Source organism: Chitinophaga sp. RAB17 (genome assembly GCF_052114225.1).
Taxonomy (GTDB): Bacteria; Bacteroidota; Bacteroidia; order Chitinophagales; family Chitinophagaceae; genus Chitinophaga.
The window spans coordinates 143,998-169,210 of record NZ_JBFREI010000008.1 but is presented as its reverse complement, the minus strand read 5'-3'; the positions used below and the strand labels follow the sequence as shown (position 1 = coordinate 169,210).

Below are 25,213 nucleotides of genomic sequence, written 5' to 3'. Positions count from 1 at the left end.
CACTTTTCACCCGTTATATTTTTTTACCGGCAGATAATTATGCCAATACCGCTTTCTTGCTCAGTACTTCTGCCATTGTTTTACCAATGTTGGCAGGGCTTTCTACTACGGTCACACCGCATTCAGCCATGATTTTCATTTTCGCAGCAGCAGTATCTTCTGCACCACCAATGATTGCACCTGCGTGACCCATGCGGCGTCCCGGAGGAGCTGTCTGGCCAGCGATGAAACCTACTACTGGTTTAGTACCATGTTCCTTGATCCACTGGGCCGCTTCTGCTTCCATGCTACCACCAATTTCACCGATCATGATGATACCTTCTGTTTCAGGGTCGTTCATCAGCAGTTCTACCGCATCTTTGGTAGGTGTACCAATGATTGGATCTCCACCGATACCGATTGCTGTAGAAACGCCTAAACCAGCTTTAACTACCTGGTCAGCAGCTTCGTAAGTTAAAGTACCTGATTTAGAAACGATACCGATTTTACCTTTTTTGAAGATGAAGCCAGGCATGATACCTACTTTAGCTTCGTCTGCAGTGATAACACCAGGGCAGTTTGGTCCGATCAGGCGGGTAGTGGTCCCTTGCAGGAAGTTTTTCGCTTTGATCATATCCTGCACAGGAATACCTTCTGTGATACATACCACCAGCGCAATTCCTGCTTCGGTAGCTTCCATGATTGCATCAGCTGCAAAAGCCGGAGGTACAAAAATGATAGAAACATTTGCACCGGTTGCTTTTACTGCATCGGCCACCGTATTGAATACCGGGCGTTCCAGATGCGTGCTGCCACCTTTACCCGGTGTAACACCACCCACTACCTGGGTACCGTATTCAATCATCTGAGTAGCATGGAATGTACCTTCAGTACCGGTAAATCCCTGAACAATCACTTTACTATCCTTATTAACTAAAACACTCATCGCGCTTGTTTTATTGGTTTAATATTATATGTCTGATTCTTCTGGACGGCAAAAATAAGCCGATTTCTATAATTCTGCAATTTAGCACCTTTAAGATAAAGCTACCAATTGGTTTAGAAAATAATTGGCCACTCAGGAATATCTTAACCTTCATTTGGCAGGAGCTACATTCATATTAAAATAAATTACACACTATTTACAATTGAACTACATTAAAAAAAGAATCCCGGGAGTTCGACTTTCGTCTGCAACTACCGGGAATAATAATGTATTAAAAGAAAAAATATCTTTCGTTTAAGCTTTCTCTCCCCCCTGCTCTTTCTTCAGCTGATCCCGCCATTTACCATCCTTAAACATCTCCAGCTGCCGCATTTCCTTGGCTTCCCGCAGGAACTCAGACGCGAAAATAAAGTCGTTTAACTTCTGATCCTTGCTGAATACGATATCTTTATTACTACCCTCCCATTGCTTCTGGCCCTGGTACATATATACAATATGGTCACCGCTTTCCATTACGGTATTCATATCATGGGTATTAATAACGGTAGTGATATTGTATTCTTTGGTCAGCTCTGTGATAAGCTTATCTATGAGCAACGAGGTTTGCGGATCCAGACCGGAGTTAGGTTCATCGCAGAAAAGATACTTTGGATTAAGTACGATGGCGCGGGCAATACCTACTCTCTTCTTCATACCACCGCTGATTTCAGCCGGAAATTTCCTGGCTGCTTCTTTCAGTTGTACCCTTTCCAGGCATTCTTCCACACGGGCTTTCYTTTCTTTGATGCTGCCGGTACCGAACATTTCCAGGGGAAACATCACATTTTGTTCTACGGTCATACTGTCGAACAGGGCAGAACCCTGGAACAGCATCCCTATTTCCTGGCGTACTATTTTCTTTTCTTTTTCGTCCATGGCGGTAAAGTCCTGGTTGTCATACAGTACCTTTCCCTGATCCACGCCCATTAGTCCCACGATGCATTTCATCATCACGGTTTTACCACTACCGCTGGAACCGATGATCAGGTTAACCTTACCGGGCTCCATGATTGTTGATACGCCCTTCAGTATTTCCTTTTCGCCAAAGCTCTTTCTTATGTCTTGCAGTTCAATCATGATTACAGTAATATAGCCGTTAACGCATAGTCCATGAATAATATCAGCACACAGCTCACCACAACGGAGGTGGTGCTGGCCTTACCTATTTCCAGTGCTCCACCGGAAACATTGTAGCCATAATAGGCCGATACGCTGGCGATAATAAATCCAAACGTATAGGATTTGGCCATCGCAAAAAATACGTTGTAAGCCTTGAACTCCTGCCGGAGCCCCTGCATAAACTGTTCACCGGAAATAACCCCAGACAGTTCACCCGCAGCCTTTCCACCATAAATGCCGAGGAAACCAGCAATAGCTACCAATACAGGTATCATTAATATGGCGGCCATAATTTTGGGGGCAATCAGGTATCCCTTGGTATTGATACCCATAATTTCCAGGGCATCAATCTGTTCGGATATCCGCATATTACCCAGCTCGGAAGCTATTTTAGAACCCACCACACCGGCCAGTACAATACAGGTCAGCGTAGGCGCAAATTCCAGGATAATGGTATCACGTACCACCTGCGCGATGGTACTTTTGGGTATGATAGGACTTACCAGCTGATAAGCTGTTTGTAAAGTAGTTACACCTCCCATAAACAGGGAAATAATAAATACTATCCCAAACGACCCTACGCCGATATCCACACATTGCTGCATAAATTGCTTCCAGTACATCTTCATGTTTTCCGGACGGGAAAACATGCCTTTAAGCATGAGCAGGAAATTTCCGAAATGATAGAAGAATTTGAACTCCATAACTGATCAAAGATAGGAAGGATTTTTTCAATCAGATCCTAATTTAAGATTTAATACAGCCGTTAACGTAAACTACTCACCAACAAACGTTTCAAACTGCGCTCAATAATTTCCCCCATGGTTTTGCAACGGGAAAAAACTGCATCATGATAATATTCCGCCAGTTCGTTGCCCAGCTGCTGTATTTTTTCAGGGAACGAAACCCGGTCCGTCATAATCACATCCCGGAGGTCTTTAATACGGTGCCGCTGCACTTTTATACGGCGCGCAATCACAGCGCGCTCCTCCTGCTGATATTGTTTCACCACCTCTGCATTGAGATGCTTAATGGCTAAATCCACAAATATCCTGTTCTCCTTAAAATACTGCGGCATATATAAAGTACGTCTGCCTTCATAAAACTGCTGATCAAAATCGATGGCGCGGATACGGAATTGCACATCATCAAAATCAGGAGTAATATCAAAGATGAAATTATAGGAACGCATATCTCCCAGCAACCGCACAAAGCAACGCTCATTAAATTTCACGAACTCTTTGGCGATACGTTTGGGATTAAATTCCGGTCGGTTCAGGTAGTGCAGAATGAACTGATCTCCCGGCACTCCGGCAATATGTTCTTCTACCAGGGTATTACCATCTATCAGGAAGTTCATCCAGTAGGGAGATAAAATATGCTCCAGTTCCAATCCATAAATGCGGGATGCATCGGCTATCTTAATATAAAAATAGTCGTATACTTCGTTGTAATTATTGACAATCTTAATGCGGAACGGGTGAGAATTTCCAAAGGTGCAATAGTCAATACGCTCAATATGCAGATGCTCTTCTGCCGCCTGGTCCCCACCAGCTTTCAGGATAGAGTACACCCGCTTTAGCCCGGCATGAATAGGGCCTACCATGCTCTGGGGATAAAACACCGTTTCCCACAAAGTATCTTTCCCTTCTTTATCATACACGGATATCGACTGATCATAATAACGCAGTTCCTCGTACGATAAAGGCAGCTTCACTTCCCGCTCATACATTTTGAGATAGTTGCGGAAAGCAGAGTTAATCGGAAAGAATATTTTCTTACGGGAAATGGTTTGCATAGGATAAATATAGGAAAAAGCATAAAGCGAAAGGCATAAAGCAAAAAGCTATTGTTGCGGAGAATATTATATGTCAATCTTCGCAACAATAGCTTTTTGCTTTATGCCTTTCGCTTTATACTTTTAGCTTTTCTTTTTCTTCTTCTTTCCTTTCTCTTCTTCCGCTTGTCTGCAGCATTTTTCCTGTGCATCCACTACGGCGATGTTCACCATGTTAACGATTTGTCTTACGGTACTACCCAACTGCAGGATATGTACCGGCTTTTTCATTCCCAACAGAATGGGACCAATCGCATCAAATCCGGCCACTTCCTGTAACAGGTTATAGGCAATATTACCAGCTGCCAGGTTAGGGAAGATGAGGGTATTCACTTCTTCCTCCAGTAATTCTGTGAACGGATAATTGTCTCTCAGAATCTCTTTGTTAAAGGCCATAGCAGCCTGTATTTCACCATCTACAATCAGGGATGGATCGCGTTGTTTCACAATTTCACGGGCTTTGCTCATGGTTTGTGCTTCTGGTGTCTGGCTGCTGCCAAAGTTGGAATACGACAGCATGGCAATGCGCGGTGTAATATTAAAATGCTTCACTTCTTTCGCTACCATCATGGTAATATCTGCCAGTTCTTCTGCAGTAGGATTGAAGTTAACCGTAGTATCGGCGAGGAATAAAGGTCCACGTTTGGTTTCGATGATATACATACCGGCTACACGTTTCGCGCCTTCTTCCATACCAATTACCTGCAGTGCAGGACGGATGGTGTCAGGGTATTTACGGGTAAGACCGGAAATCAGCGCATCAGCTTCGCCTGTTTCCACCATCATACAACCGAAATAGTTACGTTCCCGCATAATCTTACGGGCTTCGTACAGGTTCAGACCTTTACGCTGGCGCTTTTCGAAGAACAGGTCACCAAAGCGATGACGCATTTCCTTCATTTCCTCACTCTTCGGATCAATGATCACTACATCGTCAATTTCGATAGCGTTTTCCAGCATCAGTTCGCGGATACGCGCTTCGTTGCCCAACAGGATGGGATGTGCAATCCCTTCATCGTTCACTACCTGTGCGGCCTTCAATACTTTCAGGTTATCTGCTTCCGCAAATACCACTTTCCTTGGATCGCGACGTGCTTTGGTGCCGATCACTCTGAACAACTGGTTGTCCAGTCCCAGACGGTGATTCAGCTCATTCCGGTAAGCTTCCCAATCCGTAATAGGACGGTGTGCCACACCACTATCCATGGCAGCTTTAGCTACGGCAGGCGCCACTGTACTCAGCAGGCGTGGATCCAGTGGTTTTGGAATGATATATTTAGGTCCGAAGAAAATATTTCTTTCGTTATAGGCCAGGTTCACGATATCGGGTACAGGAGACTTCGCCATTTCAGCCAATGCTCTTACTGCCGCGAGTTTCATTTCCTCATTGATTTGTGTGGCTCTAACGTCCAGGGCACCACGGAAAATGTAAGGGAAGCCCAGTACATTATTTACCTGGTTAGGATAGTCGGAACGACCTGTAGCCATGATGATATCCGGACGGGCAGCAATCGCTGTTTCGTAAGCAATTTCAGGATCCGGATTAGCCATAGCAAATACGATCGGATTCTTACCCATGCTCTTAATCATTTCCGCCGTCACCACATTACCAACAGAAAGACCCAGGAACACATCCGCACCTTTCAGGGCTTCTGCCAGTGTTGTTATTTTTGTATTGGTAACAAATTGTTTATGCCTGTCAGAAAGACCTTGCCGATCTTTATTCAAAACGCCGTCTTTATCAAACATGATAAAGTTTTCCGGCTTAGCACCCAGTGCCACATATAATTTTACGCAGGCCATGGCAGCAGCTCCTGCACCATTCACTACGATCTTTACTTTTTCTACTTTCTTCTTTACCAGCTCCAGTGCATTCAGCAGGGCGGCAGAAGAGATGATGGCCGTACCATGCTGATCATCGTGCATGATCGGAATTTTCAGCTCTTTGCGGAGTCTTTCCTCAATTTCAAAGCACTCCGGGCTTTTGATATCTTCCAGGTTAATACCACCAAATGTAGGCTCCAGGGCCTTTACAGCGGCAACGAAAGTATCAGGATCTTTAGCATCCAGCTCTATATCAAATACATCTATATCCGCGAATATTTTAAATAATACCGCTTTTCCTTCCATCACCGGTTTGCCGGCTTCCGGACCGATATCTCCTAAACCCAGCACGGCAGTACCATTGCTGATAACGCCCACCAGGTTACCCTTTGCGGTATATTTATAAACGTTTTCTACATCATTGAAAATTTCTTTGCAAGGCTCCGCCACTCCGGGAGAGTAAGCGAGTGAAAGATCCCATTGCGATTTAGTGTTCTTTGTAGGTATGACTTCAATTTTACCCGGCCTGCCCTTTGCATGATAGTCTAACGCATCCTGCTTATTCAGTTTCTTTGCCATATAAATATAAAGATTGTTATTGGGCGTGCAATATACGAAGTATTGCATTAAGCACATCCACCCAAATAGTGGGATATGTCCTCATAATTAAGCATTCTAACCATTAAAATTACTTACTTTTACAGCGTTAAACATTCATAAATATCATGATACAACGCATCCAGAGTCTCTATCTGCTATTGGCTGCCGCCGCAGGCGCTGCTGCTCTGTCTTTCGATCTGTGGAAAGCCACGCTTACCAATAGCACTAACCCTGTTTATGTAAACGCCTCCAGCAACTATCTCCTGTTTGTACTGTATATCATTATTATACTACTGTCGCTGGCCACTATTTTCCTTTTTAAGAAACGTAAACTCCAGTTTCGCCTGACAATTTTTAACATTCTTTTTGGTTTTGCCGCCCTCGCTTACCAATATTATGTGGTGCAGCAAACGGCGAACAAATTAAGTTCCGGTGGAGTAAGCATTGTTTCGGCATCCTATCTTCCCGCGTCCTTCTTACCCATCGTAGTAATCATTTTTTTATTCCTGGCTGTAAGAGGAATTTATAAAGATGAAAAACTGATCAAATCATTGGACAGGCTTAGATAAGCACGGATTTTCTCTGGTGTAGATTTAAGGGTAATTGCGGGTCATCGGCTATCTGCCGCGGCTGTCCTGGATGTCGGGGCTATCATCAACAATGATCCCATCTTAAAGGAACTTGAATTTGATTCCGGATCTCCTGGGAGACTGGCGCCAAAACAGCCACTGTTGATCAACTAACGGAATATGGTTCAAAGAATTGACCTTTACATACCGTAAAATATTAAACGGCCCGGAGTAATCACTCCGGGCCGTTCTTTTAAATATAATCTGCTTACAGGTACTTTCCTGTATAACTATCCTTTACTTTCTTCAACCCATCCGGTACACCGGCGTACAGCAGATTGCCGCCACCAACACCACCTTCCGGTCCCAGGTCAATCACCCAGTCGGCACTCCTGATTACATCCAGGTTATGCTCAATCACCAGCACGGTATGTCCCTGTTCTATTAGGGCATTAAAAGAATCCAGTAATTTCTTGATGTCATGGAAATGCAGACCAGTAGTAGGTTCATCGAAGATGAACATAATATGTCCCTGCGCTTTTCCCTTACCTAAGAAAGAGGCGAGTTTAACACGCTGCGCTTCTCCACCGCTTAGGGTATCGCTGCTTTGTCCGAGTTTCACATAGCCTAATCCCACACTGCTCAATGGGCGTATTTTATTGCACACATCTTTTTCTTCTTTGAAAAAGTCCAGTGCTTCATCCACCCCCATATCCAATACTTCGTAGATATTTTTATTCTTGTAGGTTACTTCCAGTACTTCATCTTTAAACCTTTTACCACCACAGCTTTCACAGGTAAGATGTACGTCTGCGAGGAACTGCATTTCTACAATTACTTCTCCTTCTCCTTTACATGCGTCACAACGACCACCATCTACGTTGAAAGAAAAATGTTTGGGCTGGAAGCCACGCATTTTACTCAGTGGTTGTTTGGAATACAGATCCCTGATTTCATCATATGCCTTGATATAAGTAACCGGGTTGGAACGGGATGATTTACCGATAGGATTCTGATCAATCATTTCCACCTGGGTAACATCATCTACTGCACCTTTCAATGCTTTGTGATTCCCTACCCTTTCTGCAAATTCACCTTTCAGTTTCATCAGGGCAGGATACAGGATCTGCTTTACCAGTGTGGTTTTACCGGATCCGCTCACACCACTGATCACGGTTAATACCTGTAAAGGAAAATCTACGGTGATATCTTTCAGGTTATGTTGTCTGGCGCCTTCAATGGTGATTGCCTTTTTCCACTTGCGCACTTTCGCAGGAGGATCAATGGTGAACTGACCACTGAGGTATTTACCTGTCAAACTATTCGCATCTTTTAAAATCTGCGGATAGGTGCCTGCAAAGATCACTTCTCCTCCCAGATGGCTGGCCAGCGGCCCCATATCAATGATATAGTCGGCTTCTTCCATCATCTGCTCATCATGCTCTACCACCACCACCGTGTTGCCCAGGTCACGCAGCTCCTTTAACACCGCAATCAGGCGATGGGTATCACGGGCATGCAAACCAATACTCGGTTCATCCAGGATGTACATGGAATTGGTCAGGTTACTGCCCAGTGTACGGGTCAGTTGAATACGCTGACTTTCTCCACCACTCAGGGTATTAGCCACCCTGTTTAGGGTAAGGTAGCCCAAACCTACATCCAGTAATGTTTTAAGACGATGATTTATTTCAATGAGAATACGTTTACCTATTTGCTGCTCGTATTCATTCAGTTGCAGTGTATCAAACCATTGTTTCAGATCAGACACCGGCAGGTCTACCAGTTCGGCTATATTGCGTTCTCCTACTTTGATGTACAATGCTTCTTTGCGTAAACGTCCGCCACCACATTCGGGGCAAACAGTACGGCCACGGTAGCGCGCCTGCAGTACACGGTATTGTACCTTGTACAGATTTTGCTCTACCATTTTAAAGAACTCATTCAGACCGTAGAAATGTTCATTGCCGGTCCAGAGTAATTTCACCTGTTCATCCGTCAGCTCTGCAATAGGTTTATGCACCGGGAAACCGAACTTACGGGCGGTTTTGATGAGCGCTTCTTTATATTCGCCCATCTTTTCTCCACGCCAGGGAGCAATAGCGCCTTCAAAAACGCTTAAGCGCTTGTCTGGTATTACCAGGTCGGCATCTATGCCCAATGTTTGTCCGAAACCTTCACAGGTAGGGCATGCACCGTAGGGGTTATTGAAGGAGAAGAGGTTAGGTACCGGTTCTTCGAATGCAATACCATCCAGCTCAAAGCGATTGGCAAAGTGGATGGTCTCTTTTCCATCTACTTCCAGATAACAATCGCCTTCGCTTTCGTAAAACGCAGTTTGCACGCTATCAGCAATCCGATGTTTATCATCTTCCTCAAAATCCTTTACTACCAGGCGATCTATCAGCACCCAGGCATCAGCAGATACTGTTATTTTCTTCTGCTCCAGCAGTTCTTCGATACGTAATAAGCCGGTGCCTTCGCTACCGGGAACGTATAAACGGGAAAAGCCTTTTTGCAGCAGTATATTCAGTTCTTCCTTTACCTCTCTTTTGGCGTGCCGGCGAAAAGGAGCCAACAGCAATACTTTGCTGCCATTTTTCAGCCTGGTGATATAATCTACCACATCGCTTACTTCATGTTTTTTTACCAGATTTCCGGAGATGGGGGAATATGTTTTGCCCACTCTGCCAAACAGTAGCCGGAGATAGTCATAAATTTCCGTCATAGATCCCACGGTAGACCGGGGAGTACGGGTAATAACTTTTTGCTCAATAGCTATAGCTGGGCAGATGCCTTTGATATAATCTACATCGGGCTTATTCATACGCATCAGGAACTGACGGGCGTAAGAACTTAAGCTTTCAGCATACCTGCGTTGCCCTTCCGCATACAAGGTGTCCATGGTGAGGGAAGACTTCCCAGAACCGGACACACCGGTAACAACTACCAGCTTGCTACGGGGGATAGATACGCTTACATTCTTGAGATTATGTACCCTGGCGCCTTTTATGAATATGTGGTCCTGCGGGCTAACTTCCTGAGGATCAATTATACTTGTTTGTTTCTTTACTTTTGTTGCCATGACGGAACAAATTTAAGGGAAAAGATGTTAGTGCAGAAGTTAGGTTTTTATATGCGTCCGTAATACGCTATAAGCTAATAGCGAAAGGCGATAGGCTATTTTTATTATTTGTTTTATTGAACTATTCTTCTATATTTGCATAGGACCAGATCTATCTCGCTGGATTTACCAAAAATTTATCTTTAACTTAAACTGTTCAATATCGCCTAAACTCTACTTAATTAAAACAACCAAACTGGCTGTAATACTGTAATTTATTTACTAACCCGCCTAGTTGTAGAAGTTTATGCAAGTAATGTACAAATTGTGCGATGAGCAGTTGATTACTCTCTTTAAAAAGGGACATTCTTCCGCATTAGAAGAGTTGGTACACCGTCACAAAGACAAGGTGTTCACTTCTATCCTATTACTGGTGAAAGATTCTTTCCTCGCAGAGGATATTTTCCAGGACACCTTCATTAAGATTATTGATACTATCAGGGCTGAACGTTATACGGAGAAAGGGAAGTTTTTACCCTGGGCTATGCGCATTGCACATAATTTATGTGTAGATCATTTCAGGAAGATCAAGCGTACACCTATGATAAGAACAGGTGATGATAAAGACATCTTTGATGTACTGGGATTCAGTGACAGTTGCGCAGAAGAAAAGATGATTACCCGTCAAAGCCATGACCGCGTTCGCAGAATGCTGGACATGCTGCCGGAAGAGCAACGGGAAGTAATTATTCTTCGCCATTACGCAGAACTAAGTTTTAAAGAAATTGCAGATCTCACGCAAGTGAGTATTAATACAGCATTAGGTCGGATGCGCTACGGTCTGATCAATCTCCGAAAAATGATGACGGAGAAACAAATCTGTCTATGATGAACCCTTTTTTTTGCTTGCCAGCAACGAGCGGCCGGATGTAATGTCCGACCGCTCGGTATTTTAGGGAAACCCTACTGAACTTTTCCTGCTCCCCTTTTTCAAAAACTACACCTTTTCAAATATCATTGCAGCGCCCTGGCCTACCCCCACACACATGGTAGCAAGACCGTATTTAGCCCCTGGTCTGCGTTTCATTTCATGTAATAACGTAGTAGTAATACGTACACCACTACAACCCAACGGGTGCCCGATAGCAATCGCTCCTCCATTCACATTTACAATATCAGGATTCAACGCCAGATCACGTATACATGCTATTGATTGCGCAGCGAAAGCTTCATTCAACTCCGCCAGGTGCAACTGATCTATAGTGATACCTGCGCGTTGCAACGCTTTCCTAGAAGCTGGTACCGGGCCAATTCCCATGATAGAAGGGTCCACTCCCGCTACCGCCATACTCTTTATTTGCGCCAATGGTTGCAGGTTAAACTGTTTCAATGCTTTTTCAGATACAATCAATACTGCAGCTGCACCGTCGTTGATACCGGAAGAATTTCCCGCTGTCACAGAACCATTTTTTGCAAAAGCAGGACGCAGTCCGGAAAGCTTTTCCAACGTGGTTTCCCGGGGATGCTCATCTTTTGAAAAGATCACCTGTTCGTCTTTATTGGGTGTAATTTCTACCGGCACAATTTCATCCTCCCATCTACCGGCATCCAATGCCTGCTTGTAAAGGGTTTGGCTGCGCAAAGCAAAAATGTCCTGTTCTTCTCTTCCGATATTCCATTGGTTTGCGACATTTTCCGCTGTTTCTCCCATCGCATACGGATGATACATGTCTGCCAGCTGCTTATTGGTAAATCGCCAGCCGATAGTAGTATCATATATCTCCGTTTTGCGACTGAAAGCTCCATCTGATTTCGCCATTACAAATGGTGCGCGCGTCATACTTTCTACGCCCCCGGCCAGGTACACATCGCCCTCTCCACACATCACTGCACGGGCAGCATCCATAATGGCCTGCATACCGGAAGCGCATAAACGATTTACGGTATTACCGGCTACTGTTACCGGTAATCCGGCCAACAATGCAGCCATACGGGCAACATTCCTGTTATCTTCTCCGGCCTGATTGGCTGCTCCGGCTATCAGATCTTCAATTACAGCGGGATCTAAAGTCGCATTTCTTTTCATTAATGCTTTGATCACATGCGCCAGCAGGTCATCCGGGCGGACAGTGCTTAAAGCGCCACCATAGCGGCCTATAGGTGTACGTACTGCATCTACTATGTAAGCAACTTGCATGTAAGTGTTTTGGTTTATATGCAAATAAAACATATCCTGCCAACTCGGCCAATAAAACATCACCCTCATTTATTGCGGCAGAAATACAAAACCCGCCAGATATAATCCTATTCCCGCCTTTCAGTAAATGGTGCTTGATCCATTTCCACAGTTAGTTAGCTTTGCAACCTATCATTTATCATATTTAATAAATATTAACCCCAAAAAAGATGRAACACGTACGTAGCCTCCTGTGGCTCGCAGCCCTGCTGTGCACCATTCCCATGATCACCAAAGCGCAGGTACCACCTGGAGAAAATGATGCAAATCTGTCTGAATTACTTTACAGACCTATTAAGCCTACCGCTAAAATTATGGAAGGTGAAGAACCTTCCAGGCAACAAAAACCGGTAGCTAATCCTGCTTTACGCAGCAATGTTAATGTAAGGGCGCTGAAGGCCGCGCCTAAATGGAATCGTATTACTGACAGCAAAACTGAGCTGATCAGTGTAGACAACCTCCATTTACTTCCCCCTAACAAGGTGACTGTTATGAAGGGAAATATGCCTGCATTCTGCACCACACCTACAGTTACCATTGGGTGCTGTGGCTATACCATTAAAGATCAGGCAGCCAATAAAAATCTCTTTTACGCATCACCCGCTTCTGTATTTGGCAATGAAGCAGATGCGAGGACTTATGCAGAAAGTCTGACGCCTAAAGTGCCTTTCTTCATGCCGTTTACAAATAGTAAAGTGTATCCTGCCGGTGCCTGGATCTATGACAGTGGCAGCGGCCATGGCTCTGTAGATTTTCTTAAAACATCCGATGCCTACGGCCCCGGTATTGATCCCACTTTTGGTGTGTATGCCTCGGCTTCCGGCAAAGTGGTAACTGCTATGTGGGATGCCTTCTTTGGCAATGTGGTGATTATCGAACATACCGGCTCCGATGGAACGCTTTACCGCACCGGCTATTTCCACCTGCGCGGCGGTTTTGATCATGATGTACAAAACGCGAAAAATACACCTGTAAGTGATCCTTCTAACAAAGATGCGCGGGATACGAAGTACAAGAAATTCGCTAATCTCCCTAACCCTTCCAAACTGTTATGGGGTACCAATGAACAGAAGCTGAAGGTGAAAGCCGGAGATCAGGTATATGCAGGCCAGCAGATCGCGTGGTCCGGTAACACCGGTTTTGGTGGCGCAGGATGGGGGCTTAACCAGGATGGTACGCCCAGTGATCCTAATACCGCTAATAATCACCTTCACTTTATGTTATGGATTAAAAGCCCGAATCCTTCTACGGGTGTAGACTGGATGGAGGTAGATGCCTATGGTGTTTATGCTAAAGCCGATAACAGTAACATTGATTGTTATGACATAGGTGCCAACAGTGCCTTTAACCGCTTCTTTGCACCTTTCTATCCTTCTTTTCACAATGTGCCGGTAGAGCATATCACCCGCTACTGGGGCTATTATACCGGTATGGGCATGGCGCTGCAAACCCTGAGCGTACATAAATCCGGCAACAAATACCTGGCCTCCGGCTCTTTCCAGTATGGGCTGCCATCACAATGGTATTGCCGTATTAATATGAGCGCCACCCAGTACCAGCAATACTTTGATGAGTATTATGGCAAGGGCTATATTCCCCGTCAGATTTCTGTGACCAACGATAATTCAGGTAATCCACTGTTTACCGTGATCTGGAAGCAACGTGGTGGTGAAAACTTTGCGGCCGTACACAATGTTACCGATGATGCTTACGCCGCTAAATGGAAAACTTATGTAGAACAGGGAAAAATGCGGGTAACAGAGCATGTGGTATATTATGTGGGAGGCAAACGCTATCATGCCGGTGTTTTTGGCAGCAGCAATCCAGGTGGATTTTATATGTATTATGGCATGAATACCACCGATTTTGCCAAAAAATTCGATGAAATGAATAAGGCGGGTCTGATGACCGTGAATGTGAATGTGGAGGAAAACGGTAACCAGAACAACGTAGGAGGGCTCTGGTGGCCTAAGAACAAAGCATATTATTCTTACATGAATATGAGTCCGGCCGATTACCAGGCCAAATTCAACGACCTCACCGGCCAGGGATTTCAGTTGTATCGTATCCAGGGATACGACAATTCTTCCCGCTTTGCCGCGATATGGATGAAATAAACCGAATACATAACTTACACAGATGCCACAGCTGGAAACGGCTGTGGCATTACTTTTAAGGGCACATTCTGTCAGTACGCCAATATTACGTATCTTTGCCGTTACTTTCCGACTGCCGTAAGGCAGCCATTTGCTCAATTAATGGTCAATAATGAAGTCTGACAATAAAAACATCCGGCATTTAAGTTTACCGGCTTTACAGGAATATTTCGGGTCAATAGGTGAAAAGCCTTTCCGCGCAAAACAGGTGTATGAGTGGCTTTGGCTGCGTCATGCTGATAGTTTTGAAGCTATGACCAATCTCTCCAAGGAATTAAGACAAAAACTAACAGAACATTTTTCATTGCCGGCCGTAAAGGTGGATACTGTACAACAGAGTACTGACGGTACCATTAAGAGTCGTTTCCGCTTACATGATAACCACCTGGTAGAAGGTGTGCTGATCCCGACAGATAGCAGGCAAACCGCCTGTGTGTCTTCCCAGGTAGGCTGTAGTTTAAGCTGTAAGTTTTGTGCTACGGGCTATATGGATCGTGCACGTAACCTGGACTACGATGAAATTTATGATGAAGTGGCCCTGATAAACCAGCAAGCCCTGAAATCATATGGCAAAAAACTCAGCAATATCGTATTTATGGGCATGGGTGAACCCCTGCTCAACTATAAGAACGTACTGCATGCTATAGAACGCATTACTTCTCCTGATGGTTTGGGCATGTCGCCAAAGCGTATTACCGTTTCAACCGCTGGTGTGGCCAAAATGATCCGGCAGCTGGGTGACGATAAAGTACGTTTTAACCTGGCCATTTCCTTACATGCCGCGAATGATAAAAAGCGCAGTGAAATCATGCCTATCAACGATTCCAACAATTTGAAGGAGTTGATAGCAGCACTGAACTACTTCTATAAGGCTACTGAAAATGAAATTTCTTTCGAATATATTCTCTTCAAAGATTTTAACGACTCAAAAGAAGATGCAGATGAGTTGATTAAAATTTACCGGCAGGTACCTGCTGACCTGGTGAACATCATCGAATACAATCCTATTGATGCTGCCCGTTTTCAAAAGCCGGATTCACAGACAGCGGAAGAGTTCATGGAATATCTTACAAAAAACCGGGTGAATGCAAGGCTGCGCCGCAGTCGTGGTAAAGATATCGATGCTGCATGTGGACAACTGGCCAATAAAGGCTGATCATTACAATAATATTTCTATTGGTCATGTACGCATGATCATCAATCAATAATAATTTATGAAGAAAAAACAACCTGCTAAAAAAGGGTTTGGCCCATCAAGGGATAATAAGTTTGGTAAAAGCGACAAACCAGCAGGCAACCGCAACCGCTCCTCCGCCGATGGCGAAAGGCCAGGAAGGGCATCTGCAAAAGATAACCGCAGTGGAGATGACAGACCATCTTCCCGTAAACCACGCTTTGAAGGCGAGAAATCGGGTGATGAGAAACCTTCTTTCCGCAAACGCACCTTCGACAGTACTGGCAGACCAGCCCGCAAACACGGACCGGCCACCGATAGCCTGGGCAACGATAAGCCGCAGCGTAAACGTACTTTCGGCAGCGATAGTGAAGATAAACCTAAACGCAGTTTCGGTAACAGTGAAGACAGACCTAAGCGCAGCTTCGGTGATAAAGACGAAAGACCTAAACGCAGTTTCGGTAGCAGCGAAGACAGACCTAAGCGTAGCTTCGGTGATAAAGACGAAAGACCTAAACGCAGTTTCGGTAGCAGCGAAGACAGACCTAAGCGCAGCTTCGGTGATAAAGACGAAAGACCTAAGCGTAGTTTCGGTAGCAGCGAAGACAGACCTAAGCGTAGCTTCGGTGATAAAGACGAAAAACGCTCTTTCGGCGGTCACAAACGTGACGACAAACCCGGCTCCCGCAAACGTTTTGACAGCGATGAAAAGCCTGCACATAAACGTGGCGGCTTTGACAGCGACAAAAAAGACAAACCAGACGGTGATCGTGCATTCAGCGCATTCAGAAAAGATGGCGAACGCCCCGAACGTACCCGTAGCTTCGATAAAGAAGACAATGGCGGTGAAAGACCACCACGGAAACGTACCTACGGAGCTGGAGCTGCAAAAAAAGGTGATGATAGCGCCTTCCACTTTCACGGTGAAAATAAAAAAGGTGGAAAATCCGCGCAAAGAGATACTCCGAGCGGATTTAACCGTAAAAAGTTCTTTGATAAAACCAATGAACGTTTCGCGGACAAACAAGATAAAAAAAAAGCCGGCAAAGTAAGGGGCGATCAAGAACAAGAAGGTAAGGAAAGCATTTTTGGCCCGGGTGAAATGCCGTTGAACAAATTTGTAGCCCATTGTGGTCTTTGCTCCCGCAGAAAAGCGGTAGACCTGATCAAAGAAGGAAAAGTAACCGTAAATGGTAAGGTAGTAACCGAGCCTGCTACCAAAGTGACCAGCAGCGATGTGGTAACGATGCAGGATAAAAAAATTACGCCAACCAAGAACCTGGTGTACATTCTTCTCAACAAACCAAAAGGCTACATCACCACTACCGATGACCCTGAAGGTCGCAAAACCGTAATGGATCTGATCCAGGACGCTGCTGAAAATGAAAGGGTGTATCCTGTGGGCCGTTTGGACCGCAATACTTCCGGTTTGCTGCTGCTCACCAATGATGGTGAACTGGCGCAAACATTGGCGCATCCAAAGCACAACATCAAAAAGATTTACCAGGTAGAACTGGATAAGCCGTTGACAAAAGGTGACTTTGAAAAAATCGTTGAAGGTGTAACCCTGGAAGATGGTGTTGCCTTTGTAGATGCACTCGGATACGTAGATCCTAAGGATAAGAAACAGGTGGGCATTGAAATTCACAGCGGTAAAAACCGTATTGTGCGTCGTATTTTTGAGCACCTGGAGTATACGGTAGAAAAGCTGGATCGTGTAATGTACGCAGGCCTTACCAAAAAAACATTGAACCGCGGCCAATGGCGCTTCCTCAATGAAAAAGAGGTCATCCTGCTGAAACATTTTAAAAAATAACTGCCGAATAACCTGATGCGATTAGTTGATCATATTATACTCGAAACGCCTGATTTTGTTGTTGTAAACAAGCCGTCAGGAATGCTTACCCTGCCTGATCGTCATGATAATGAGTTAGCATCGCTGATTGCTATCATGAAAAAGGCTTATGGTGAAATATTTACGGTGCATAGACTGGACCGTGAAACCAGTGGCATTATCCTGTTTGCACGCAACGAAGCAGCACATAAATACTTCTCTCAGCTTTTTGAAAGCAGGGATGTGAAAAAGTTTTACCTGGGGCTCGTAAGTGGCCAGCCTACGCCTAAACAAGGCAATGTAAGTGAGGGGATCATGGAACACCCTGTACAGAAAGGTAAAATGGTCACCAACAGAAAAGGCAAGCCCTCCTCTACTGATTATGAAGTGTTGGAAGAATTTGGTCTTTACAGCCTGGTAAGAATGCAGATTCACACCGGCCGTACGCACCAGATCAGGGTTCACATGAAATTCCTGGGGCATCCAATTGCTGTAGATGAATTTTATGGAAGTGCTGAACCAGTGTTGTTATCCAGTATCAAGAAGAAATTCAAACTGGGCAAGCATACAGAAGAAGAGCGTCCTTTATTGAGCAGGCTGGCATTACATGCGTCAATGCTGATCTTTAAGGATCCAAATGGTAAGGAATATACTATTGAGGCACCTTTGCCTAAAGATATGAGTGCCCTGTTGACGCAGTTGCGTAAGCACCGTGGCAAACAGCCTGTAAGCAGCGAAGAATAGCGTGGGGTTTGTCTTTGTTCAGGATGATACTGATGTACATGATTTTCACGATTTTTCCTTTGTGATACAGATGATTTTAAAAGATGAGGGCAGATATCAGCGGATAAATCCGCTGATATCTGCCCTCATCTTTTTAGCATAATCCGAAAAATCATCAAAATCAGTATCATCCTGTCCCAAAACAAAAGTATATCTCTTTCCACTGCTTCAGCCTGGTACGGAAGCTGCGCCACTATGGCCAATTCTGACCTTTATCCATCTTCTGATGCAATTTCATACGGGTTATATATCCCGAACTCATCCCCGCATCAAGTCCACCTCAAGTCCACCTCAAGTCCACATCAAGTCCACCTCTACTGCAATGATACGACACCTGCTTAGCGGGTGCTAAGCATAGCATCGGTATCCGTGATGCAGGCTTTCGGGCAGTTGGTAGCCTCAGATATGTAGCATTCTTCCCTTATAGATTGACTAAACTTTATGCTTAAAATTTACACTATTCCCCTGGTTTTCAACTTGATCCAGTATAATCCTGGACAAAGACAAAAACTTACGCGCATAAAAAAAACGGGGAGAAATCCCCGTTTCGTAAAAATCAAAAACCAACCATTAAAAAATCTTTATAAGAAGAGCCTTTCGGCTTCTTTGTGGTATTATTTGTTTGGCTGCGGTGTTGTTCTCAGGTAAGGCTTGATAATTTTATGGCCTTTCGGAAAACGTGCAGGAATATCTGCAGTAGGCACTGCTGCTGTAACGATTACATCTTCACCATCTTTCCAATCTGCCGGAGTAGCAACGCTGTATTTAGCAGTCAGCTGCAGAGAATCAAGTACACGCAGTACTTCAACGAAATTTCTGCCGGTAGAGGCCGGATAAGTGATGATGAGTTTTACTTTTTTGTCTGGTCCTATGATAAACAAGGATCTTACTGTAAAAGTTTCAGAGGCATTTGGATGAATCATGTCATACAAGTTAGCCACTGTTTTATTCTCATCTGCAATAATAGGAAAAGTTACGTCACACTGTTGTGTTTCGTTAATATCATTTATCCAGCTCAGGTGTTTATCCAATGGATCTACACTCACCGCCAGTACTTTGGTATTGCGTTTTGCGAATTCCTCCGCCAATAAAGCCGTTTTACCTAACTCAGTAGTACATACCGGAGTAAAATCTGCCGGGTGTGAAAACAATATACCCCAGCCCTCACCGAGGAAATCGTAAAAATCTATCTCTCCTAAAGTGGTATTGGCTTTGAAATTAGGAGCAGCATCTCCCAGTCTTAAACTCATAGTTTCACGATTTAATTGACCAAAAATAGCATTTTCCTACAAAATTTATAGACTTTAAGGGAATTTTTTCTCAATTTAACTGATATTTTTTCCTGGGAGAGGGAATTGGGGCTAACAAACAATGTACAACAGGGTTAATTCAAATGGATACAAAGGGGTTAAGGTCAACAGATAAAAGGGGTAATTCAATAGATAAAAATATGGATGACAGGGGCTTAAGTATTTGAGGTATGTAGCTGCCAGGCATAATAGGCCATACTGAATTTGTTATCATCCTCCAGTCCGGCTTTTATTCGGGCAGCTTCATCCCCGAGTTCTATCTCAATAAATCCAAGGTATAGGTTATAGGCATCATGGAGTAATTGTATACAGTACTCCATTCTCTCGTGTATATCATCCGCGTCATAGCGTGCAGCGGGTGGCAGGATGGGCACAACGGGTAGTTGTACTACCCTTTCTATATAGTAACACTCTTCATCTGCATATGCCTCCCAGTTATCATCCTGCTGCAGGCAGGGCCTTCTCATATAAAAAATCAGGTTATCAAAAACTACTGTTGTGCCCAGTTCCGCTTCCAGATCAATAATATCCGGAACACGACACATGTCTTCCAGCTTTTTCACAATCGTCATCTGCACAGCGTCATGCTTGTCCTGGCTGAAACGCAGCATGGTATTCATTACTTCATAAGTCGTTACAAAATCACAGGGGTACCACACATTATCCTGTAGCACCTGGCCCCAGAGCGTCAGGTAATTGGAATCATCCATAATGATCTGTCCAATTGAAATAGCCTGCATCTGCGTAATAGCTGTTGTTGTATTTACCTTATTCATAACCATCAGGTTTTAATAACAATACAAATCTAACCGCGCTGCACGCAAAGAATTTGCGTAGTGATCTTTTCGCTATAATTTTTTTAATCCTGTTTGCAAAAGCTGGAATTGCGTATTTTTATTATCTAAATTTTATCTTTTGCCAAAGAACAAAGACGCGGTGTCGCGCTACCGTTGGATTGACGAGCGCCTGCGCAACAAGCAGAAGCCCAAACCTACCCTGGAAGACCTGATCGAATATGTATCTGATAAAATGGGAACAGGAATATCCGTCCGTACCATCCAGAAAGACATCCAGGACATGCGCCAGGACCCGGAACTGAATTATATGGCGCCTATTGTGTACGACCGCAGTAGTGGTACCTACCGCTATTCGGAAGAAGGTTTTTCCATTGGTAACTCTCCTATTGAAGAAGCAGATCTCCAGGGACTGGAAATAGCAATCGGCATACTGGAACAATTCCGCAGTTTACCAGTGGTACAACAGTTTGAAGATGCCATTCTGAAAATAGCCGCCAGCCTCAAAATGAACAGGGAAGCCCTGCAACATAAAGGCCTGATCAAGTTTACCCGCACCTCTCAATACAAAGGAGCAGAGCATATTCCGGAAATAGTGGACGCCATCAAAAACCTGGAAGTTATACGCATTGCCTACCAGAGCTTTGACCGCGATGAGCCCAAGGAACATTGGGTAGAACCCTATCACCTGCGCGAATATCAACACCGCTTTTACCTCATAGGAAAAAGCCAGCAAACCCGCGGAGGAGCCGTGGTTACATTTGCACTGGACAGGGTCGTGAAACTCTGGCCTACCAATAAACATTTTGATGAAAAGAATTTTGATGATGCCAGCTATTTTCAACACGCTATCGGCATCACGGTACATGACGGAGAACCCGAAAATGTACTGCTGAGTTTTGTGCCCCGGCAAGGGAAATATGTGAAATCACAGCCTATTCACGCTTCTCAGAAAGTAGTAGAAGATAACAGCAAAGAATGCCGTATATCCCTGAACGTTGTTATCAACCCTGAACTCACCATGACCCTGCTCAGTTATGGCGCCCAGGTAAAAGTGCTGCAGCCGGCACACCTGGCAAAGAAAATGGCAGAAGAAGCCAAAGCAATGACCACACTATATAAATAATGGACAATTCAGATCAGCCGGTGATAAAGAAACATGTCCGGTAACACCAGCTGATCTGAATGAAAAATATTACTGTGGTTTTGAAAACAAAGTATCCGCAACCAGCTGATTGGTTTCTATCTTCACAATGTTAATTTTCACGCCACCCGGACTTTGTTCGGTAGTACCTGGATACGCAAGCCCGTCCGGCGTTTTCTTATAATCAGACATCAACGTTACTACTTCCACATCCTGCCCCTGGAGATTCACATTATTAGTAGCTTTCACTAACAAATAAGTTTTGGCATCCAGGAAAGCAGTACCTACCAAACCATCAGCTGACGTAATTTTCAGCTTATAGGCAGGAGATCCGTTTACAGAATCCTTTCCTAACAACTCTACCTTTTTGCCTTTGGTTTTATAATCATACAACTCTCCTCTTACATCCAGCTGGCTCTGCATCAGCTTCTGCATCTGAGGATCCATATCCTGTGCCTGCGTTTGCATCATCACCGGCATCAGGCTCCATCCATTGGTCCGCGTTACTACCTGAATGTTATCCGATCCCTGCACAGTAAACACCAAACGCATGGCTTCATCCTGTTTCACCCATCTTTTGATAGGCACCGTCATACCCTGCACTTCCATGTTGCCCTCTATATACTGCGATTTAATATCTTTCAGCTTCGATTGTCCACCCATGGCGACAATGTTCTTTGCGATGATTTCATCCACAGTCTGAGCGTAAGTGGCTGCACCTGCTATCAACAGCGCTGCTAACAGCGTAAAAAATTTAATCCTTGTCATAAAAGAATTTTTGATGCCAGTTTTTTAGGCAAATAAAGATAACCAAAAAACATCTCCTGCGCATCTTTCCAAAAAATAAGCCAGGCTTGAAAATGCGACCTATTTCTTAGATTTACAGCATGAATACATTCCAGATTTCAGGCAACCTGGTTGATATACTACAACAGGAAATATATCCGGCCACACTGCATATCGAAGAAGGCTATATCCGCAGGATTGAACGCAACACCAACAAATATCCGAACTACCTGCTCCCGGGCTTTACAGATGCCCATGTACACATAGAAAGCTCCATGCTCATTCCTTCGGAATTTGCGCGGCTGGCGGTTGTTCACGGCACAATTGCTACTGTCAGCGATCCTCATGAAATCGCCAACGTAATGGGTATAAAAGGGGTGGAATATATGCTGGAAAATGGAAAAAAAGTGCCTTTCCGGTTTAACTTCGGTGCACCCTCCTGCGTACCGGCTACAGTTTTTGAAACAGCCGGCGCTACTGTCAGCGTGGCCGACGTGGAAACACTGCTGCAACGCGATGATATCAAATACCTCACTGAAATGATGAACTTCCCGGGCGTACTGCACAAAGACCCGGAAGTACTGGCCAAAATAGCCGCCGCCAAAAAAGTGAATAAGCCCGTGGATGGCCATGCGCCGGGCCTCCGCGGCGAAGCTGCCCGCGAATATATCGCGGCCGGCATCAGCACCGATCATGAATGTTTTACGATAGAAGAAGCACTGGATAAGCTGCAACATGGCATGCACATTCTCATCCGGGAAGGAAGCGCCGCCAAAAACTTTGAAGCACTATATCCACTATTGCACGACCATCCCACCAGGATCATGTTCTGCAGTGATGATAAGCATCCTGACAACCTCGAAGAAGGACATATCAACCTGCTGGTAAAGCGCTCCCTGGCATATGGTATTGATCTCTTTAAAGTATTACTGGCCGCCTGTATCAACCCCGTACTGCATTACAAGCTGGATAACGGGTTACTGAAGGAAAATGACCCGGCGGATTTTATTATAGTAGACGATCTTCAAAACTTTAACATTCTTGCAACATATATCCGCGGCATAAAAGTCGCGGAAAACGGCCATACACTGATCGATTCCATTCCTTCTACGCCGGTTAACAATTTTGTATGCGCCCCGGTAAAGGCAGATGATTTTCGTATACCCGTTAGTGATAGTAACGCTACTGCCTTTCAGGCAAAAGTGATAGAAGCCCTGGACGGACAACTGATTACCAATGCCATCACTGCCGCATTACCTGTCAGCAATGGTGTATTACAAGGCAGCATCGAAGAAGATATTTTAAAACTGGCAGTGGTAAACCGATACCGGGCAGCACCACCTGCAGTAGCATTTATCAGGGGATTTGGTCTGCAACATGGCGCCATTGCATCTTCTGTTGCGCACGATAGCCATAACATTATTGCAGTAGGTACTGATGATGAAAGTCTTGCTGCTGCCATCAATGCCGTAATAGCCGAACAGGGTGGCATCAGTGTGGTAGCCAACAACACAGCGCAGGTATTACCATTACCCGTAGCCGGATTAATGAGTAACCTCAACGGATATACGGTGGCCGCACAATACAGCGCACTCGACAAAGCAGCCAAGGCACTGGGTGCTACACTGGCTTCTCCTTTTATGACCCTGTCATTTATGGCCCTGCTGGTCATCCCACATTTAAAACTGAGCGACCTCGGACTATTTGATGGAGATAAATTTGAACTTATAGCTATTAGCCATTAGCTTTTAGCTTTTAGCAAAATGCAGCGAAGACATGAGCGTAGTTATTGTTTAACTTTTGCTCATGTCTTCGCTGCATTTTGCTAAAAGCTAAAAGCTAATGGCTAACAGCTAACAACTCAACACGTCCATAGCGCTCCGTTAATCGAGTCTCTCGAAGCACCTGTTACCCCGCTCAATATATTATCTTCCTGTCTCCAGCGCAAAGTTCCAATCAGGGCCATTATCAGCGCTTCTTTGAAACTCACGGCCTGTTCATCAGGTACTTCTATCGTAATGCCCAGTGGTTCCAGCTGTTGCTGAATAGTATTAACGAGAAAGGTATTAAAAGCGCCACCACCAGTGATCAGCATTTTTCCCGGTCCTTCCGGCATTTGTGCTTTCAATGCTTTTACGGCATTTGTTACCTGCGTGGCAATATGCGCTACATAGGTACGCAGTTTACCCTGCACAGATATGCGCATAGGTGCTATCATAGGCAGGATGGTATTGATACCAAAGTCGTTGGCCAGCGATTTGGGCCAGGGGGCGGTATAATAAGAGAGTTGATTCAGCTGCTCCAGTAAGCTATTATCTGCCACACCACCTGCTGCCAGGGCGCCACCGTCGTCATATGGCTTGTTCAGCGCTGCTGCCAGGGCATTCAGCACCCTGTTGGCCGGGCAAATATCGAAGGCAACAAATTGCTCCGGCAGCTGTGCCGAAATATTGGCAATACCACCCAGGTTCAGCCAGTACTGGTATCCAGGGAACAGGTATTTTTCACCAATAGGGACAATAGGTGCTCCCTGTCCGCCCAGCGCCACATCTACGGCACGCAGGTCCGATATGACGGGCAAACTGGTCACCGCCGTGATAGCAGCGCCGTCTCCCAGTTGTGCCGTCATTTTATCTGCCGGCATGTGAAAGGTGGTATGGCCATGGGAGGCAATGAAATGTATTTTATGGTCCAGCTGATTTTTTTCTATAAAAGAGAGGATACGTTGCCCGGTATAATGTCCGTAAGCGGTGTGCAGCAACAGGTACTCCCTGGCTGGCAGCGTAGTGGCCTGGGACAGTTTCACCACCCATTCCGGCTCATAAGGCAGGCTCTCCGAGGCTTTGATCGCATAGGTCCACTGTCCGCGTATCTCCGTCAGTTCTGCAAAAACTATATCCAGTCCGTCTAATGAGCTACCAGACATGGTGCCAATCACGTTATATACCATTGACAAAAATTTCAGCAAAGGTAGTTTTAAAATATTTTTTTTACGATTTATGGAAACAGGGACCTCCGG

The 25,213-nt window shown here is 44.8% G+C and carries 19 protein-coding genes; 8 read left to right on the top strand and 11 right to left on the bottom strand.

From position 1 onward, the window contains the following. Window positions 1–37 precede the first annotated feature (37 nt). The 5 genes from sucD to AB4Z08_RS24675 form a co-directional block, all read right to left on the bottom strand. Entirely contained in the window at window positions 38–925 is an 888-nt protein-coding gene (sucD, locus tag AB4Z08_RS24695) for a succinate--CoA ligase subunit alpha (RefSeq protein WP_133807376.1), read from the bottom strand. A gap of 294 nt (window positions 926–1,219) precedes the next feature. Next, window positions 1,220–2,041 carry an ABC transporter ATP-binding protein gene (locus AB4Z08_RS24690; RefSeq protein ID WP_441576458.1) on the bottom strand — a complete coding sequence of 274 codons (822 nt, stop codon included), beginning with the start codon at window positions 2,039–2,041 and terminating at the stop codon, window positions 1,220–1,222. Window positions 2,042–2,043: 2 nt separating this feature from the next. Further along, window positions 2,044–2,787, bottom strand: coding sequence for an ABC transporter permease (locus AB4Z08_RS24685; RefSeq protein WP_133807380.1), 744 nt, complete (start codon window positions 2,785–2,787; stop codon window positions 2,044–2,046). Between the two features lie 62 nt (window positions 2,788–2,849). Next, window positions 2,850–3,881, bottom strand: coding sequence for a hypothetical protein (locus tag AB4Z08_RS24680; protein ID WP_441576457.1), 1,032 nt, complete (start codon window positions 3,879–3,881; stop codon window positions 2,850–2,852). Window positions 3,882–4,004: 123 nt separating this feature from the next. Next, on the bottom strand, window positions 4,005–6,323 hold the full coding sequence (locus tag AB4Z08_RS24675; protein ID WP_441576456.1) for an NADP-dependent malic enzyme: 2,319 nt from the start codon (window positions 6,321–6,323) through the stop codon (window positions 4,005–4,007). A 146-nt stretch (window positions 6,324–6,469) separates the two neighbouring features. Here AB4Z08_RS24675 and AB4Z08_RS24670 point away from each other — a divergent pair, with 146 nt between their 5' ends. Beyond that, window positions 6,470–6,913 (top strand): DUF4293 domain-containing protein, encoded by a 444-nt coding sequence (locus AB4Z08_RS24670; RefSeq protein ID WP_441576455.1) that lies wholly within the window; start codon window positions 6,470–6,472, stop codon window positions 6,911–6,913. Window positions 6,914–7,181: 268 nt separating this feature from the next. Here the strand turns inward: AB4Z08_RS24670 and uvrA are convergent, their stop codons facing one another. Next, a complete protein-coding gene (gene uvrA / locus AB4Z08_RS24665) occupies window positions 7,182–9,998 on the bottom strand; it encodes an excinuclease ABC subunit UvrA (RefSeq protein WP_441576454.1) in 2,817 nt (938 codons plus the stop codon). 286 nt (window positions 9,999–10,284) lie between these two features. On the opposite strand from uvrA, the gene AB4Z08_RS24660 reads away from it, so the two are divergent. Further along, window positions 10,285–10,866: a sigma-70 family RNA polymerase sigma factor gene (locus AB4Z08_RS24660; RefSeq protein WP_331964447.1), complete on the top strand. Its 582-nt coding sequence runs from the start codon at window positions 10,285–10,287 to the stop codon at window positions 10,864–10,866. A 108-nt stretch (window positions 10,867–10,974) separates the two neighbouring features. Here AB4Z08_RS24660 and AB4Z08_RS24655 read toward each other — a convergent pair whose 3' ends face one another. After that, the gene (locus AB4Z08_RS24655) at window positions 10,975–12,174 is read right to left on the bottom strand and encodes a thiolase family protein (RefSeq protein ID WP_441576453.1); all 1,200 of its coding nucleotides are present in this window, start codon (window positions 12,172–12,174) and stop codon (window positions 10,975–10,977) included. A 209-nt stretch (window positions 12,175–12,383) separates the two neighbouring features. Between AB4Z08_RS24655 and AB4Z08_RS24650 the strand changes: the two genes are divergently transcribed. The 4 genes from AB4Z08_RS24650 to AB4Z08_RS24635 all read left to right on the top strand — a co-directional run bounded on the left by AB4Z08_RS24650 (window position 12,384) and on the right by AB4Z08_RS24635 (window position 18,121). After that, window positions 12,384–14,330, top strand: coding sequence for a hypothetical protein (locus AB4Z08_RS24650; RefSeq protein ID WP_441576452.1), 1,947 nt, complete (start codon window positions 12,384–12,386; stop codon window positions 14,328–14,330). A gap of 151 nt (window positions 14,331–14,481) precedes the next feature. After that, entirely contained in the window at window positions 14,482–15,525 is a 1,044-nt protein-coding gene (rlmN, locus tag AB4Z08_RS24645; protein WP_441576451.1) for a 23S rRNA (adenine(2503)-C(2))-methyltransferase RlmN, read from the top strand. 58 nt (window positions 15,526–15,583) lie between these two features. Further along, window positions 15,584–17,359: a pseudouridine synthase gene (locus tag AB4Z08_RS24640; protein WP_441576450.1), complete on the top strand. Its 1,776-nt coding sequence runs from the start codon at window positions 15,584–15,586 to the stop codon at window positions 17,357–17,359. A 15-nt stretch (window positions 17,360–17,374) separates the two neighbouring features. Continuing rightward, complete coding sequence (locus tag AB4Z08_RS24635; RefSeq protein WP_441576449.1) at window positions 17,375–18,121, top strand: RluA family pseudouridine synthase; 747 nt, start codon at window positions 17,375–17,377, stop codon at window positions 18,119–18,121. 653 nt (window positions 18,122–18,774) lie between these two features. On the opposite strand, the gene AB4Z08_RS24630 is transcribed toward AB4Z08_RS24635, so the two are convergent. Then, on the bottom strand, window positions 18,775–19,410 hold the full coding sequence (locus AB4Z08_RS24630; RefSeq protein WP_441576448.1) for a peroxiredoxin: 636 nt from the start codon (window positions 19,408–19,410) through the stop codon (window positions 18,775–18,777). Between the two features lie 215 nt (window positions 19,411–19,625). Next, complete coding sequence (locus tag AB4Z08_RS24625; protein WP_441576447.1) at window positions 19,626–20,246, bottom strand: hypothetical protein; 621 nt, start codon at window positions 20,244–20,246, stop codon at window positions 19,626–19,628. A gap of 139 nt (window positions 20,247–20,385) precedes the next feature. Here AB4Z08_RS24625 and AB4Z08_RS24620 point away from each other — a divergent pair, with 139 nt between their 5' ends. Continuing rightward, window positions 20,386–21,390, top strand: coding sequence for a helix-turn-helix transcriptional regulator (locus tag AB4Z08_RS24620; protein ID WP_441576446.1), 1,005 nt, complete (start codon window positions 20,386–20,388; stop codon window positions 21,388–21,390). A gap of 69 nt (window positions 21,391–21,459) precedes the next feature. Here the strand turns inward: AB4Z08_RS24620 and AB4Z08_RS24615 are convergent, their stop codons facing one another. Further along, complete coding sequence (locus AB4Z08_RS24615; RefSeq protein WP_441576445.1) at window positions 21,460–22,176, bottom strand: hypothetical protein; 717 nt, start codon at window positions 22,174–22,176, stop codon at window positions 21,460–21,462. 119 nt (window positions 22,177–22,295) lie between these two features. On the opposite strand from AB4Z08_RS24615, the gene ade reads away from it, so the two are divergent. After that, window positions 22,296–23,939, top strand: coding sequence for an adenine deaminase (ade, locus tag AB4Z08_RS24610; RefSeq protein WP_441576444.1), 1,644 nt, complete (start codon window positions 22,296–22,298; stop codon window positions 23,937–23,939). A 116-nt stretch (window positions 23,940–24,055) separates the two neighbouring features. On the opposite strand, the gene AB4Z08_RS24605 is transcribed toward ade, so the two are convergent. After that, on the bottom strand, window positions 24,056–25,144 hold the full coding sequence (locus AB4Z08_RS24605; protein WP_441576443.1) for an anhydro-N-acetylmuramic acid kinase: 1,089 nt from the start codon (window positions 25,142–25,144) through the stop codon (window positions 24,056–24,058). Window positions 25,145–25,213 lie beyond the last annotated feature (69 nt).

What these genes read in the sequence shown, in the direction of transcription:
- AB4Z08_RS24680 (WP_441576457.1), bottom strand. Translation starts at nt 3,881, where the DNA reads ATGCAAACCATTTCCCGTAAGAAAATATTCTTTCCGATTAACTCTGCT.
- AB4Z08_RS24640 (WP_441576450.1), top strand. Translation starts at nt 15,584, where the DNA reads ATGAAGAAAAAACAACCTGCTAAAAAAGGGTTTGGCCCATCAAGGGAT.
- AB4Z08_RS24625 (WP_441576447.1), bottom strand. Translation starts at nt 20,246, where the DNA reads ATGAATAAGGTAAATACAACAACAGCTATTACGCAGATGCAGGCTATT.
- ade (WP_441576444.1), top strand. Translation starts at nt 22,296, where the DNA reads ATGAATACATTCCAGATTTCAGGCAACCTGGTTGATATACTACAACAG.
- AB4Z08_RS24655 (WP_441576453.1), bottom strand. Translation starts at nt 12,174, where the DNA reads ATGCAAGTTGCTTACATAGTAGATGCAGTACGTACACCTATAGGCCGC.
- AB4Z08_RS24605 (WP_441576443.1), bottom strand. Translation starts at nt 25,144, where the DNA reads ATGGTATATAACGTGATTGGCACCATGTCTGGTAGCTCATTAGACGGA.
- AB4Z08_RS24635 (WP_441576449.1), top strand. Translation starts at nt 17,375, where the DNA reads ATGCGATTAGTTGATCATATTATACTCGAAACGCCTGATTTTGTTGTT.
- uvrA (WP_441576454.1), bottom strand. Translation starts at nt 9,998, where the DNA reads ATGGCAACAAAAGTAAAGAAACAAACAAGTATAATTGATCCTCAGGAA.
- AB4Z08_RS24660 (WP_331964447.1), top strand. Translation starts at nt 10,285, where the DNA reads ATGCAAGTAATGTACAAATTGTGCGATGAGCAGTTGATTACTCTCTTT.
- AB4Z08_RS24615 (WP_441576445.1), bottom strand. Translation starts at nt 22,176, where the DNA reads ATGACAAGGATTAAATTTTTTACGCTGTTAGCAGCGCTGTTGATAGCA.
- rlmN (WP_441576451.1), top strand. Translation starts at nt 14,482, where the DNA reads ATGAAGTCTGACAATAAAAACATCCGGCATTTAAGTTTACCGGCTTTA.
- AB4Z08_RS24675 (WP_441576456.1), bottom strand. Translation starts at nt 6,323, where the DNA reads ATGGCAAAGAAACTGAATAAGCAGGATGCGTTAGACTATCATGCAAAG.
- sucD (WP_133807376.1), bottom strand. Translation starts at nt 925, where the DNA reads ATGAGTGTTTTAGTTAATAAGGATAGTAAAGTGATTGTTCAGGGATTT.
- AB4Z08_RS24670 (WP_441576455.1), top strand. Translation starts at nt 6,470, where the DNA reads ATGATACAACGCATCCAGAGTCTCTATCTGCTATTGGCTGCCGCCGCA.
- AB4Z08_RS24685 (WP_133807380.1), bottom strand. Translation starts at nt 2,787, where the DNA reads ATGGAGTTCAAATTCTTCTATCATTTCGGAAATTTCCTGCTCATGCTT.
- AB4Z08_RS24630 (WP_441576448.1), bottom strand. Translation starts at nt 19,410, where the DNA reads ATGAGTTTAAGACTGGGAGATGCTGCTCCTAATTTCAAAGCCAATACC.